11 protein-coding genes and 1 riboswitch are annotated in these 15021 nt (G+C 61.2%); of the genes, 5 read left to right on the plus strand and 6 right to left on the minus strand.

Annotation, left to right across the window (positions count from 1 at the left end; translation table 11 throughout):
• Positions 1–164: 164 nt before the first annotated feature.
• Positions 165–1913: an arginine--tRNA ligase gene (gene argS, locus CPA42_RS11260; RefSeq protein ID WP_024513520.1), complete on the minus strand. Its 1749-nt coding sequence runs from the start codon at positions 1911–1913 to the stop codon at positions 165–167.
• 56 nt (positions 1914–1969) lie between these two features.
• On the opposite strand from argS, the gene CPA42_RS11265 reads away from it, so the two are divergent.
• Positions 1970–2791: an aldo/keto reductase gene (locus CPA42_RS11265; protein ID WP_002516180.1), complete on the plus strand. Its 822-nt coding sequence runs from the start codon at positions 1970–1972 to the stop codon at positions 2789–2791.
• A 66-nt stretch (positions 2792–2857) separates the two neighbouring features.
• Here the strand turns inward: CPA42_RS11265 and CPA42_RS11270 are convergent, their stop codons facing one another.
• Both CPA42_RS11270 and pgi read right to left on the minus strand, forming a co-directional pair.
• The gene (locus CPA42_RS11270; RefSeq protein WP_002516318.1) at positions 2858–3484 is read right to left on the minus strand and encodes a SanA/YdcF family protein; all 627 of its coding nucleotides are present in this window, start codon (positions 3482–3484) and stop codon (positions 2858–2860) included.
• Between the two features lie 543 nt (positions 3485–4027).
• Positions 4028–5710 (minus strand): glucose-6-phosphate isomerase, encoded by a 1683-nt coding sequence (pgi, locus tag CPA42_RS11275; RefSeq protein WP_002516362.1) that lies wholly within the window; start codon positions 5708–5710, stop codon positions 4028–4030.
• 247 nt (positions 5711–5957) lie between these two features.
• Here pgi and CPA42_RS11280 point away from each other — a divergent pair, with 247 nt between their 5' ends.
• On the plus strand, positions 5958–6875 hold the full coding sequence (locus CPA42_RS11280) for a hypothetical protein (protein WP_002522601.1): 918 nt from the start codon (positions 5958–5960) through the stop codon (positions 6873–6875).
• A 41-nt stretch (positions 6876–6916) separates the two neighbouring features.
• Here CPA42_RS11280 and CPA42_RS11285 read toward each other — a convergent pair whose 3' ends face one another.
• Positions 6917–7582, minus strand: a complete 666-nt coding sequence (locus tag CPA42_RS11285; RefSeq protein WP_002516229.1) for a bifunctional 4-hydroxy-2-oxoglutarate aldolase/2-dehydro-3-deoxy-phosphogluconate aldolase — start codon at positions 7580–7582, stop codon at positions 6917–6919.
• Between the two features lie 168 nt (positions 7583–7750).
• On the opposite strand from CPA42_RS11285, the gene CPA42_RS11290 reads away from it, so the two are divergent.
• Both CPA42_RS11290 and CPA42_RS11295 read left to right on the plus strand, forming a co-directional pair.
• Positions 7751–8281: a Dps family protein gene (locus CPA42_RS11290; RefSeq protein ID WP_002516345.1), complete on the plus strand. Its 531-nt coding sequence runs from the start codon at positions 7751–7753 to the stop codon at positions 8279–8281.
• Positions 8282–8436: 155 nt separating this feature from the next.
• Positions 8437–11028 (plus strand): DEAD/DEAH box helicase, encoded by a 2592-nt coding sequence (locus tag CPA42_RS11295; RefSeq protein ID WP_002516313.1) that lies wholly within the window; start codon positions 8437–8439, stop codon positions 11026–11028.
• Between the two features lie 14 nt (positions 11029–11042).
• Here CPA42_RS11295 and nrdG read toward each other — a convergent pair whose 3' ends face one another.
• Together nrdG and CPA42_RS11305 are read right to left on the minus strand one after the other, a co-directional pair.
• Positions 11043–11558 carry an anaerobic ribonucleoside-triphosphate reductase activating protein gene (gene nrdG / locus CPA42_RS11300; RefSeq protein WP_002516264.1) on the minus strand — a complete coding sequence of 172 codons (516 nt, stop codon included), beginning with the start codon at positions 11556–11558 and terminating at the stop codon, positions 11043–11045.
• A complete protein-coding gene (locus tag CPA42_RS11305) occupies positions 11555–13897 on the minus strand; it encodes an anaerobic ribonucleoside triphosphate reductase (protein ID WP_002516369.1) in 2343 nt (780 codons plus the stop codon). The genes nrdG and CPA42_RS11305 overlap by 4 nt, the downstream gene beginning before the upstream one ends.
• Positions 13898–13973: 76 nt before the next feature.
• Positions 13974–14167, minus strand: a riboswitch (cobalamin riboswitch).
• Between the two features lie 185 nt (positions 14168–14352).
• Between CPA42_RS11305 and CPA42_RS11310 the strand changes: the two genes are divergently transcribed.
• Complete coding sequence (locus CPA42_RS11310; RefSeq protein WP_002516260.1) at positions 14353–14814, plus strand: YbhB/YbcL family Raf kinase inhibitor-like protein; 462 nt, start codon at positions 14353–14355, stop codon at positions 14812–14814.
• Positions 14815–15021 lie beyond the last annotated feature (207 nt).

The raw sequence follows: 15021 nt of genomic DNA on the forward strand, positions 1-15021 counted from the left end.
CCATTGTTTTTCAGCCACGAAATCGGCAACCAGGATCTGTAACAAGTAATCCCACCCACCACCTCTGGGTTTTCACCACACCGTGTACGGCACCGATATGGTCAAGATATCGTCGATCCCGGGGGGCAGCTCGGGTAGATCATTCCCGTTCTGGACTCGACGGGTCACATCCGATCTGGGGCATCAATACCCAGCAGGTCAAGGCCTCGGCCAAGCACCCGACGAGTAGCCGCGCACAAGGCCAGACGCGATCCGCGAACCTCGCCGGTACTACGCAACACCGGGCACTGCTCATAAAACACCGAGTAAGCGCCAGCCAATTCGTAGAGGTAAGTGCACAGCTTGTGCGGAGTTAGGTCGGTAGCAACAACCTCGACGATCTCTCCGAACCTCGACAACAACAGGGCCAACTGTTGCTCGGCTGGCTCGTCGAGGACGCTGATGCGACCCCAATCCATCGCATCCAGGTCGGCCTCGGGATCGACGTTCGGGTTGGCCTCAGCGGCCGCTTTGCGCAAGATCTGTGAGACGCGGGCGTGAGCGTACTGCAGATACGGGCCAGTGTCACCGGTGGTCTGCACCATCCGCTCAGCGTCAAAAACATAGTCCTTCTGCAAGCCGTTGGACAGGTCGTCGTATTTAATGGCAGCCAAGGCGATATTCGGAGCCGCGTGCGTCTCGGCCTCGTCGAGCAGATCCGACAACGACACTGTGCCACCCTCACGAGTCTTGAAAGGACGGCCATCAGGGCCAAGCACCATGCCGTAGCCGACGTGCTCGGCCTCGACGTCGTCAGGCAGGAACCCGGCCATTCGGGCCACCTGGAAAAGCACTTCAAAGTGATGGCTCTGGCGCACGTCGGTGACGTAAATAATGCGGTCGGCCTTGAGTTTGCCCACGCGACGACGAATCGCAGCGAGATCGGTGGCGTCATATCCGAAGCCACCGTCCCTCTTACGCACGATCATTGGGGCATCCTGCCCCTCGACGAAAACGCACAGTGCGCCGTTGTCCTCGACGGCCAGGCCGTCAGCCGCGAGCTCGTCCACAACCCGCGGCAGGTCGTCGTTGTAGCTGGACTCGCCGGCCACGTCCTCGTCCGTCAGCAGCACCGACAGACGGGCGTAGGTGGCGTTGAACCCCTCCAGGGAGATGTCAATGAGAGTACGCCAGATCCGCAGAGTCTCGGCGTCCCCACCCTGCAGTTTGACAACGCGACGGCGCGCACGGTCAGCAAACTGCGGGTCAGCATCGAAAGTCTTCTTGGAATCCTGGTAGAGCTGCTCGACACCGGACAGGTCGAAATCGTCGACGTCCATCCGTTTCTCGACGATGTACTCAATGAGCATGCCGAACTGGGTGCCCCAGTCACCGATGTGATTCTGTGGGATAACGGTGTGCCCTTGAGCGCTCAGGACACGGTTGAAGCAGTCGCCGATGATGGTGGAACGTAGGTGACCGACGTGCATCTGCTTGGCGACATTGGGGGCCGAATAGTCGATGACAACTCGCTCGGGTTTCTCAGCCTGGGCGATCCCGGCGTTGGGATCGGTGACGAGATCAGAGGCCACCCGAGCCAGAACGTCGGTACGCAGGCGCAGATTGATGAATCCGGGACCGGCGATCTCGGGGGTTTCGCACAGATCCTCGATATCTAGCTTGGCAACAATATCGGCGGCCACGTCGCGAGGTGGACGTTTCTCCTCCTTGGCCAGGCGCAGGGCGACGTTGGATTGGAAATGTCCGAACTGTGGCTTAGTGGCCGGGCGCAACTGCGGGTCAACTCCGATGGCGGACTCGATGCGGGCAGCAAGCTGAGAGGGAAGAGACGACATGGCGGCATTATCCCACGAGAGGGCCAGCTCGTCACAGTCGGAGGCGCCACAGGCCCCGTAGTGACGTTTTTGGAACAAACACCGCTGCAAAGACGTTTGCCTTAACGATAACGATGTTTCGACAGGGAGGATCTATGAGCGTTCCAACTATCACTCTCAACGACGGAGTTCCCATCCCCCAGCTCGGCTTCGGCACTTGGAAAGTTCCTGCCAACGAGGCCGAGAAGGCCGTCAGCGCCGCCCTGGAGGCAGGTTTCCGCCATATCGACACCGCAGCCATCTACGGCAACGAGGAGGGTGTGGGCCGTGCACTCGCCGACTCCGGTCTGGATCGCAAGGACCTTTTCGTCACCACCAAGCTGTGGAATGACTCCCATCATGCCGACGATGCTCGCAAGGCCATCGAGACCAGTCTGGCCAAGCTGGGCCTCGACCACGTCGACCTCTACCTCATCCATTGGCCAGCCCCGGTCAAGTACGGCGACGCCTACATCGAGGCGTGGAACGCCCTGCAGGACTTCAAGTCAGAGGGCCTGACGCGCTCCATCGGTGTGTCGAATTTCAAGACCGAGCATCTGGACGCCATCGAGGGGGCCGCTCCGAGCGTCGACCAAATCGAGATGCATCCCTCGTTCAACCAGGCGACCTTCCGAGCAGAGCTGGCTGAGCGCGGCATTAACCCGGAGGCCTGGAGCCCGCTGGGCCAGTCGAAGGATCTCGACAATCCCGTCCTCACCGATATTTCCAAGGCGACTGGAAAGACGCCCGCCCAGGTCGTCATTCGCTGGCACCTGCAGATCGGCAACATTGTTTTCCCGAAATCGGTCACCCCGTCGCGCATCGTCGAGAACTTCGATGTGTTCGATTTCGAGCTGTCTGACGAGCAGATCGCCGCAATTGATGGCCTGGATCACGGCAACAGGCTCGGTGGTGACCCTTCTACCGCCGACTTCTGATTCTGCGACAGTGACCGGTCATAGCTTGGCCCCGGCAACGCGGTTGTCGGGGCCAATCGTCTGTCCTTACGAGTTGAGCGCCTTGTGGACGCCATTGTCAGTCTGTCCCAAAGTCGGTTCTCGTCGACTGACGACATCCCAGATCATTTTAAGCCGAGACCCGAATTCGCGACCCCAGCCATACCACCACACGTTGTCGCGAGGCTGGGTGCGATCGGGGACCCCGACAGCGTCAAGCCCGGTCATCCGGCACGTCGCGACGGTACGAATCTCGTGGTAGTCCTGCGTCACCATGATGGCCCGGTCGACCCCGAAGATCCGTCGAGCCCGAACACAGGTGTCGTAGGTGTCGAGACCAGCGACGTCCTCGACGATCCTGGCCGCCGGAACTCCCTTGCTGACGAGGTACGTCTTCATCACCTTGGGCTCGTTGTAGTGAGTCTCTCGGTGGTCCCCCGACACCAAGATGACCTTGGCCTTGCCGCTGCGGTAGAGATCCGCGGCAACGTCGAGGCGTCCTCGCAGATAGGCCGACGGGGTACCCGAGGGCAGGACTTGGGCACCGAGGACAATGGCGACGTCGCGCGGTTCAGTGTCAGCGACGTCGTGAACCTTGCCATATGACAGTGCCCCAGCCAGCGCCCAAGGCCCCAACAGTGCAACAAAGGCAGCAATGCATGTCGACACGACCACAGTGCGAATTGGGTGTCGGCGGCACGAACTCACACTCCCACTGTATAACCCGTGTTTCGGCATCCAGCGACTGCAATGGCATGTGGTAGCACAAAGAGGTCACCACGGCACCACGCCGCCTATCCAAAACTTTGTCGCTATCCCTACCGCTTATCGCCTTTGCGGAGATTAACCACTAGGAGACCAATAATGACCACAAGAATAACGACCGCGACGATCAGGATCGAGATAATCCAAGACTCACTCGACATCAATAATACATCCACGCGCTAGACCTTCCCTTCAGCTAGCAACCCAGCAGTAATTTTCATAAACTATGACAACCCAGCTTGCCCTAGTCTATAAGCTAGGCTGTTGCGTTAAAGTCCTTTACAGAGAGATCCAGAAACCTTGATCCAGAAAACACACCAGCATAACTAGTAATTGTGCCACCAAACCTCACATGAGAAGGAGATAGCCTTTCATAGTGAGCACCAGAAATACTTCCTCCCCGAAATTGAAGGTATGGACGGTATCCCTGCCGCCAAACACCACCCGCAGTGATCACCGACGGTGCTCGCGATACCACGTCACTAGCGAGGCCGTCGACGGATCCTGAGCCTTCAGGGCGTCATCGTCACCGGACACAGCCGGGGCGATCTGCAGCGCAAGCTTTTTACCTAATTCGACACCCCACTGGTCAAAAGAGTCGATACCCCAGACGGCACCCTGCACAAAAGTGATGTGCTCGTAAAGGGCAATGAGCTCACCAAGCACCTTCGGGGATAGTTCGGGAGCCATGATTGACGTCGTCGGACGGTCTCCGGCAAAAACCCGAGCGGGAACAATGGCCTCATCAGTGCCCTCGGCACGCACCTCGTCGGCGGTCTTACCGAACGCCAACGCGGCGGTCTGGGCGAAGAAGTTGCTGAGGAACAGCTCGTGGACGTCGGTACCGCCATCCTTGGTCGGATGGGCTGGATTAGCCACCGCGATGAAATCGGCCGGAATGACGCGAGTGCCTTGGTGGATGAGCTGATAGAAGGCGTGCTGACCGTTGGTGCCTGGCTCACCCCAGAAAATCTCGCCGGTGTCGGTGGTCACTGCTGAACCATCCCAGCGCACCGACTTGCCATTCGACTCCATAGTCAGCTGCTGCAAATAAGCCGGGAAACGGTGCAAATACTGTGAATATGGAAGCACCGCATGGGAATGAGCATCCCAGAAATTGGTGTACCAGACGTTGAGTAGACCCATGAACAACGGCACATTGCGCTCCGGCTCGGCAGTGGCGAAGTGCTCGTCGACGGCGTGAAATCCGGCCAGGAAGTCCTCGAAACTCTTCGGCCCGATCGCGACGGCAAGCGACGTACCGACGGCGGAATCCACCGAGTATCGGCCACCCACCCAGCTCCAGAACCCAAAGGCGTTCACTGGGTCGATGCCGAACTCCTCGACCTTGTCCAAGGCCGTCGAGACGGCGACAAAGTGCTTAGCGACGGCGTCACGTCGAGCCTGCTCGGTGTCGGCAATCGCACCGGCAGCGACCAAGCCGTCAAGCAGCCACGCACGCACGCACCGGGCATTGGTCAGAGTCTCCAAAGTGGTGAAGGTCTTAGAGGCAATGATGACCAGGGTCGTCTCAGGGTCAAGATCGGCGGTCTTGACAGCGGCATCGGTCGGGTCAATGTTGGAGATGAAGCGGCACTCCAGACCGTCCTTGACGTAGGGCTTGAGGGCCTCATAGGCCATCACGGGGCCAAGATCGGAGCCGCCAATGCCCACGTTGATGACAGTGCGAATCGGCTTGCCGGTGACTCCCTTCCACTCACCCGAACGCACCTTATCCGCAAAGGCGTAAATCTTGTCGAGCACCTCGTGAACATCGGCAACGGGATCCTGACCGTCAACATGCAGCTCGTCAGTGCGGGGACGACGCAGCGCGGTATGGAGGACGGCGCGGTCCTCGGTGACGTTGATGTGCTCACCGGCATACATCGCGTCACGACGCTCGGTGACGCGCATCTGCGCAGCCAGTTCGAGGAGAGCGTCACGAATCTCGTCGGTAAGGAGGTTCTTCGATAAATCGACGTGCAAATCCGCGACGTCAAAGGTGTAGCGCTCAGCGCGGTGAGGGTCGGCGTCGAACAAACGGCGCAGTTTATGTGGCCCGTCAGCGAAGCGGGACTTTAGGCCGGAGAGTGTGCCCCATGCGGGGGTGGAGGTAGCGTCGATGGGAGTCTGCATAACCCTAAGCCTAGGAGATGGGGCAGTGCTCGTGCGTCACACCATCACGTCGCTTCGCCTATCATATTCGCGATCGACTAAAGGAGGACGCGTGAGCGCGAAGTATCGTCGGGCTCTGGCACTGACGTCGGTTCTCGTCATCTCGACGTCAATCCTGACCCCGCCGGTATGTCCTACCCCCACGCCTTGGTCGGTTTCAGCTGCCCATGCTGCGCCTCCGGGAGCCACGCCTCCTGGCAACCTGACGATGAACGCGTCCCTCGACCGGTCGGGCACCGTGCAGGTCAAAGGGGCATTACGAACCCACACCAAGCAACCGGTTTCAGGGGCCCTCATCAACCTGGCAGTAGATGGAAAGCCCCTTGCCGTCGGCGTGACACACGACAACGGATCGTGGTCTGGCACCTTCCGGTTGCCTCCCACTATGCAAGCTGGCGCCCACGAGTTGTCCGCCACCTTCGACGGCACCGAAGGGGTCGGGGCAGCCTCAGCAAGCGGCACTTTCTCAATCGCTGCCCAACCCACTGTCCTCACCGCAGCCGTGAAACCGACAACCGCCGCCCCGGGAGCATTACTCAATGTCAACGGGACAGTGACCCTTCCCACTCACCGTCGGGTCACCGACAGCCACGTAGCGATTCTGCTCGGTACTGACGGCCAGGCGGCATTAACGGCCCCCACCGACTCCCAGGGCAATTATCAAGCCGCGTTCCAGGTGCCGCTGGATGCCCCAAACGGCCCACTCACGGTCACGGTCAAATTGGTCGATTCCCGGTATGGAGTTTCGCAACAGGCGGTAACGGTGCAGGTGAAGTCAGCCAGCCCGACTCCTACTCCAACACTCACCCCCTCCCCTACGCCAACCAGCGTGACGCCCACCCCGTCGTCACCCAGCACCCCGGTCGCCACTCATGACAGTGAGGAATCCCCGGACGGCCGGATCCCTAAGACGTCGACTAGCCCTATTCCAACAGCGCGACGTAGCGTCGTGGACGCCTTCGGTGGGCGCAAACCGATTCTCATCCTCGCGGGAGTCATCGGGGTTCTGCTGCTCGGTGTCCTCCTCGGCTCCTTGACCCGCCGCCGCGGCGACAACGTCCATTCCAGCGACGAGGGGGATGGCAACTCCCTCTTCGACGAGTGGGATGGCCCTGACTCGCACTAAAGGCGTCACCCATTGACGCGTCACCCACTGACCACGTGCGATCAGGCGTCCGCGTCTGCAACAACCTGCAAGACCGAACGGCAGCGCTCACGCAGGGCCGAGACGATACCGTCCTCACAAGCATCCCCGACGAGGACGTCGTCAAGACAGACCGCAAGGGCACCTGCGGCTAGCCAGCGTCGCAGCGCATAGGAGCCAACGCCACCGCGCGGAATGAGGGCAGCCCCGGGAGCCATTCGGGTGAGGATATCGCCGTAGCTAGCCGAGCCCATGTCAGCCGGGGCAACTTGGACGGCGTCAGCACCAGCGCCCCAGGCAGCCCGTACCTCGTTAGGGGTCAGAGCGTCGGGGGCGGCGGGGATACCAGCCTGACGCAGAGCATCAAGAACCTCACGGTTTGCGGCCACCGGGAGGGCAAAAGAGACCTTATCGTCAACAAGCCCCTGAACGTCCTCGACAGTCATCACGCCATGGACACCAACGACGGCGCGGCGACGGTAAATCCTCAGCACAGCGCGACGACGCTCAGCATCAGCGACCGGGAGGGCAAAAACGCGCACCTTCTCCTGAATCATCGCTTCAACAGGAGCCATAAGGTCAGCTGCGGGAACGTCAGGAAGTACCGCGATGATCTTTCCCGCCACCACTTCGTCGGGAAAAGTCAGTCGATCATCAGTGCGGCCCAAATCGTCAACCTCTGCGCTCATAAGTCACATCATGCCCTATGAGGGGCATCTAGCCGACACAAAGAGCGACCAGCACTCGGCCGCCCACATTTTTCGTGTCTGGGATGGAATAACACACGTTCGGCCCGTGTTGCCCTATATGTACGCCGGTGGTCGGCTCTTGGCCACCCCGAACGAAGGAGATGTTGCATGGCTAACACCGTAAATGTTCCGAATCCTGCTGGACAGACGACTACTAAGCTCGAAAACGCTGAATCCGGTTTCAAGGCCTCCGAAACCCTTGCCGCGAACCTTCAAAAGGTTCTCGTTGACTTCATCGCCTTGGAGTTGGTCGGCAAACATGCCCACTGGAATATCGTCGGCCCCAACTTCCGTGACCTCCACCTCAACCTCGACGAGGTCGTCGAAATTGCCCGTGAGGGCGCTGACGAGATCGCTGAGCGTATGCGTGCCCTTCACGCCTCCCCAGACGGTCGTCCCGCAGTCGTAGCTGCGAGCACCACCCTGCCGGAATCCCCTCAGGGCGAGGTGCTGACCCACGACGCCATCAAGGTCGTCACCGCTTCAATCGAGTCCGTGACCGGCACTATGCGTGAGGTCCACGATCAGGTTGACGAAGAGGACCCCACCTCCGCTGACATCCTGCACGGCCTCATCCAGCAGCTTGAACAGCAGGCATGGTTCATCAGCGCTGAAACTCGCACTCCAACTGCTCACTGATTCACCAGTTCAGACGCAACCCATCGTTCACCATGCTGTGGGTCCCGAGATTATCTCGGGATCCACAGTGCGTATTCACCGACCGCCACACTCGTCGGAGGCCGCCACTACATTGGGCACAGCCCCTTCTGAATCGTCCGCCCCAAGGAGACACCGTGCGACTGGCCGAAGCCCTTGACGACATGGTTGACGGTCGTGCCCCCGTCACTACCGACCGCGGGGAACGTCAACCGGGCTGGGACTCTCCCGGTGCCCGCCCCCTCGACGCCGACATGGCGCTAGACCACATCGAGCGCGCCGTCGCCGCCGACGGCATCTCGATGTACGAGCACCAAGAAGAGGCAATACTGGAAATCCTGGCGGGGAATCACGTCATTGTCACTACCCCGACCGGATCCGGGAAATCCCTCATCGCTACCGCCGCCCACTTCGCGTGCGTCGCAGCCGGCGGGCGCTCCTACTACACCGCCCCCATCAAGGCTCTCGTCAGCGAGAAATTCTTCAGCCTGTGCGAGATCTTCGGAGCCGCCAACGTCGGCATGGTCACCGGGGATGCCTCGGTCAACGCAGACGCCCCCATCATCTGCTGCACCGCCGAGATCCTCGCTAACATCGCTCTGCGCGAGGGCCATCACGCCAGCATCGACCAGGTCGTCATGGATGAGTTCCACTTCGTCGGCGACCCCGACCGCGGCTGGGCCTGGCAAGTGCCACTGTCCGAGCTTCCCCAGGCCCAACAGATCATCATGAGCGCCACTCTCGGTGACGTCTCCGACCTCTCCGTCGGCCTGACGACCGCCACCGGGCGCCCCACCAGCGTCATCACCGGGGTCGTCCGCCCCGTCCCGCTGGAGTACTCGTGGTCTATGAAACCCGACCACGAAGCCATCGAGGAACTCGTGGCCGATCAGAAAGCCCCGGTTTACATCGTCCACCCCTCCCAGAAACAGGCCGTAGAACGTGCCCAATCCATGACGTCAATGAAGTTGGTGAGCACCGAAGAGCGACACGCCATCGCCGCTGAGATCGCCGGTTTCCGCTTCGCGAAGGGGTTCGGATCGACGGTGCGCAAGTTCATCACCGCCGGGATCGGCATCCACCATGCCGGAATGCTGCCGAAATACCGCCGCCTCATCGAAACTCTCGCCCAGCAGGGCAAACTCAAGGTCATCTGCGGCACCGACACCCTCGGCGTCGGGATCAACGTGCCAATTCGAACCGTCATGTTCACATCCCTGACGAAATTTGACGGCCGACGCACCCGCGTCCTCAAGTCCCGCGAGTTTCACCAGATCGCCGGGAGAGCTGGACGTGCCGGATTCGACACCGTCGGCTACGTCGTCGCGCAGGCACCCGAGCACGTCATCGCCAACCACAAAGCCCTTGCCAAGGCCGGTGACGACCCCAAGAAACGTCGCAAAGTACAGCGTCACAAGCCACCGGAAGGATTCGTCAACTACTCCGAGGAAAACTTCACTAAGCTCATCGAATCCACCCCGGAGACCCTCCATGCTCGCATGAGAATCACCGAGGCGATGCTGCTCAACCTGTTGCAGCGTGACGAGGACACCGCCCGGGCCGTCCAGCACCTTGTCGAGGCCGCCACCCCGGCCGTCGCTGAACGACGTCGTCTCTACCGCCGAGCAGTCCAAATTGGGCTGTCTTTGTTGCGCTCCGAGGTTGTCCATCGCCTCGAGGTACCCACACCTGGGGGCCGCCGATTTGCCATGAACGAGGCGCTGCAGGACGACTTTGCTCTCAACCAACCACTTTCGGCCTTCGCCAGCGAGGCCGTTGCGACCCTCGACCCGGATTCCCCCAGCCACGCCCTTGACGTCGTCAGTGTTATCGAGGCCACCCTCGATAATCCGATGACCGTCCTCATCGCCCAACAGCACGCCGCCCGCGGTGAGGCCATCGCGCACATGAAAGAGGACGGCTACGACTACGAGGACCGGATGGCCGCCGTCGAGGAGATCGAGTGGCCCCGCCCCCTTGAAGACACTCTGAACGCCCTGTTCGATATTTTCGCCCCGAGCCACCCGTGGGTCCCCGCCGACGCCCTGCAACCCAAGTCGGTGGTACGCGACATGTACGAACGCGCCATGACCTTTGGCGAGTTCTGTGCCCACTACAAGGTGCAACGCAGTGAGGGGCTCGTGCTGCGCTATCTCACCGACGCCTACCGGGCGCTGCGCCAGACAGTGCCCGAGTCCGAGCGCACCGACGAACTGAGTGACGTCATTTCGTGGCTCGGCGAGGTTGTCCGCTCCACCGATTCCTCCCTCATCGACGAATGGGAGGACCTCACCCATCCCCTCGACGAGGAACCCGAGGAGGTCCGCCCGGCGCGGACGTTCACGTCCAACCAACGAGCCTTCACCGTCATGGTGCGCAATGCGATGTTCCGCAAGGTGATCCTGGCTGCCGACGACGACTTCGAAGCTTTGGGAGCCCTCGAACCCGAACGGTCGGCCATGACGACCACCGCTTGGGAGGACACTCTGGGCACCTACTGGGACGAGCACGACGAGATCAACGATGGGCCTGACGCCCGCGCTCCCGGTCTGTTCATGATCGAAAACGAATCGAGACGACGCGACAGCCGGATATGGCTAGTTCGTCAGATCATCGACGACCCAGCCGGTAACCACGACTGGTCAATCACCGCGACCGTTGACCTTGACGAGTGCGACGAGGCCGACGACCTAGTGCTGCGTACCAGAGCGTTCGCCCGGCTGGACTGACGTTCGTCACCAAGTCACCGTAGGTTCCCCGCCCGGTCCGCCCATTCCACTGCCCGTCCACCTCGCAAGGTGGCAGGCATGTCGATCACTCGCTGATTACTGCTCCCCCGCCACGGCAGGGTGAGGGTGCGGTGGACCAGCTGGAAGGGACCGTCAACCAAGACGTCAATCTGGCCCAGCATGTCGGCCAATTCAGCATCACGACGTGCCTGTCTCATCAACGCCTCGACGGTGTACCCGGACCATGACCACACGTCCCACCCCATCTCATGAGCGGCGCGGGCCAACCTTGCACATGCACGAGGTTGACGGCTCGCCTCTCCCCCCGACAAGGTCAGCCCACTGGCCAACACCGACGAGTTCATAGCGGCGATGACCTCCTCAACGTCGACCTCCTGACCACCGCAGGGATCCCACGTCGCCGGGTTATGGCACCCAGGACACTGCAGCGGACACCCTTGGGTAAAGACCGTGAAACGGATGCCGGGGCCGTCAACGATCGACTCCGGCTCGATCCCAGCGATCCTCACCCGTGCTTAACGCGGTCTCTGACTTCGGCGCGCTTGGCGTCGTTGAAACGATCCAAAGTGCCCACCAGATATCCAGTGATGCGACGGATCCGGTCGAAGGGGCCCGATTCTTCAGCCCGACCGCATCCGGGACACTCGTCGTCGATAATTCCGGTGTAGCCGCACTGTGGATCCCGGTCGACGGGATGGTTGATAGAGCCGTATCCGATGCCACTGGCTGCCATGTGTCGCACGATCGCTGCGAAGGCGTCAACATTGCGGGCTGGATCCCCCGACAACTCCACGTAGGAAATATGGCCACCATTGGTGAAGGCGTGGTAGGGAGCCTCGATGGCGATCTTGTCTGCGGCACCGATGTGGTACCAGACCGGCACGTGGAAGCTGTTCGTGTAGTACTCGCGGTCGGTCACTCCCGGGATCGACCCGTAGCGCTGCCGATCCATTCGGACGAACCGCCCCGACAGTCCCTCAGCCGGGGTGGCCAGGGCCGAGAAGTTCAGGCCGGTGCGCTCGGCAGCCTCGTCCATACGTTCCCGCAGGTGACCAACGATCCGCAGGCCAAGCTGTTGCGCTTCTTCCGACTCACCGTGGTGGACTCCGATCAACGCCGTAAGCGTCTCGGCAAGCCCGATGAACCCCACCGAAAGAGTCCCGTGTTTCAGCACCTCGGCGACGGAGTCATCGGCACGCAGCTCCTCAGAGTCGATCCATACCCCTTGGCCCATGAGGAAGGGAAAATTGCGCACCAGCTTGTGAGATTGGATCTTGAGACGGTCGAGGAGCTGGTCAATGACCAGATCAATCATCCGGTCGTACGAAGCGAAGAAGGCATCGACGTCGTGATGGGCTTCGATGGCCAATCTGGGCAGGTTGATCGACGTGAACGACAGGTTTCCACGTCCCCAGGTCTGGGCCCGGGACGGGTCATGCACGTTCGACATCACCCGAGTGCGGCAACCCATGTACGCGATTTCCGTCTCGGGGTGGCCAGGCCGGTAGAACTCGGCGTTGAAGGGGGCATCCTGGAAGGAGAAGTTCGGGAACAGCCGCTTGGCGCTCACCCGGCACGCCAGCCGGAACAGGTCGTAGTTGGGATCGCCCGGGTTGAGGTTGACCCCTTTCTGTACCCGGAAGATCTGGATCGGGAAGATCGCGGTCTCCCCGCCACCCAGCCCCGCCTCGGTGGCCTCCAACAGGCAGCGCATTACCATCCGCGCCTCCGGGCGTGTGTCGGTACCGTAGTTGATCGACGAGAATGGCGTCTGCGCTCCGGCCCGCGAGTTCATGGTGTTGAGGTTGGCGATGAGGGCCTCCATCGCCTGGTAGGTCTGGCGTCGGGTCTCTTCGAGGGCCTGACGACGAATCCGCTCGGCAAGGCGATCAGTGTCGCGGACGAGTCCAGCAAACAGCCGCCCGACCTGCTCGCGCTCGGCAGCAAGACCAGTCTCGTCAGGTTCCAACGTCCATTCCGAGGCCGCTTCCCGCACCTCGTCAACCTTGTCCTCGTCGCCCCCAAGAACCTCAAAGATTCGTGCCAGACCGGTCTGGGCGGCGCGCCTAAAGGTCTTGGCGACACCCGGTGCCATGTCACGATCAAAATTTGGCACGGCCTGACCACCGTGCTGGTCATTCTGGTTGGACTGGATGGCAATGCAAGCCAAGGCTGCGTATGACCCGATGGACTGCGGGGCACGCAGCACACCGTGGCCGGTGGAGAACCCGTGCTCGAACAAGTCGGTGAGGTTAATCTGGCAGCAGGTAGTTGTCAGAGTAAGAAAATCGAGGTCGTGGATATGGATGTCACCGTCACGGTGGGCGGCGGCGTGGGCAGGGTCGAGTACCTCCAGCAAGTTGAACTGTTTGGCTGACTCGGTGCCATAGCGCAGCATCGACCCCATAGCGGAGTTGCCGTCAACGTTGGCGTTCTCCCGCTTGGCATCAGCCTCCTCTGCGGACGCGAAAGTGATCTCGCGCAGGGTGCGCATCAATGCTGACTGCTGGTCACGGGCGACGGTGCGGCGCTGTCGGTACAGGATGTATGCCTTGGCGACGTCGTCATGCCCCTGGTCCATGAGCGTCTTCTCGACGAGATCCTGGATGGTCTCAACGTCCGGGGTCTCCTCGCCCATCTCGCTCAGCCGAGACATGACCTCCAAGGCAACCTCAGATGCATGCAACTCGGAGGTACCCATCCCGCATGCCACGAAAGCCTTACGGACAGCCTCGACGATCTTCGTCGAGTCGAAGCGGATCACCCTGCCGTCACGTTTGCGAATGGACGTCGGTACTGCGCGTTGCTGACTAATGGTCTGGTCGTCTGGTTGAACGATCGTCGACATGCTCACTCCTCGAAGCAGCGCACAGGTGGAGCATGGATAGCCCCGGGTCGTCCCGCGCGCCCGTTGTCGTACCGGGTCGTTGACCCGGGTACTGGCAGGTATTCGGACTTCAGGGCCCTCCGTCGTTAGACGGGTTCCTACCGAGCGACGCTTCCCAGCCAGCTGGCCAGTGCGTGATGTCGCCGTCGTTCCCTGTTACCGCTGCGGGGCAGTTCCGGTTTCCCACCGGATTCCCTCTTGCCTCCCATCACCGCCACACGAAGGGTTATCCCCTACATCTGGTGCCTGACGATGGGAACCAGCACAAGATAAAGGGTATACGCATTGGTGGCACACCTGCACGCGACCCCCCGAGTTGCCACGAAACAGCGCAGAGTCTGGCCTTACAAACCGGTTTTCCATCCTTGTAGCGGCGGCTGGCATGATGGACACACGCTCAGGGAAAGGACACTCCCATGAAGATCACCAGCACATCCATCACCGAGGGTCAGCCAATCGAACTGGCCTACGCCCACGCCGACGCGGGCGGCAAGAACATCAGCCCCCAGCTCAGTTGGACACCCGGCCCAGAGGGCACCAAGTCGTACGCCATCACCATCTACGACCCTGACGCCCCCACCGGATCAGGTTTCTGGCACTGGATTCTCGCCGATATCCCGGCCGACGTCACCTCTCTTGGCGAGGGCGGCCCGCTGCCCGCTGGGGGACGGGAGTGGACCAACGATTACCAGGAGGAGGGCTACTCCGGCGCCTGTCCGCCTCCCGGCCCCGCTCACCGTTACATCCACACTGTCCATGCCATGCCGACTGAACACCTCGACATCCCCGACGAGGCGGCAAACGTCCAAGTGCGCTTCGCCATCCACACCACCGAGTTGGACTCGGCGTCAATCACCGGAACCTTCCAGCAGTCCTGAGCCATCCTGTACCGATGAGGCAGGTGTCGCGGGTGTCCGCGGCACCTGCTTGACTGACATCGTGAAGGTTCGGCAGGCACTTCTCATCGTCCTTGTCCTTTTCGGCCTGGTTTCGGTGCCCCTTTCTGCCAGCGCCGCACCGCCAAGCCCTACTCCGACGACCACCAGTACCGCGTACGTCAGTGAGACCCCGACCTCACGGCCATC

It is taken from the genome of Cutibacterium acnes, from assembly GCF_003030305.1.
Classification (GTDB): domain Bacteria; phylum Actinomycetota; class Actinomycetes; order Propionibacteriales; family Propionibacteriaceae; genus Cutibacterium; species Cutibacterium acnes.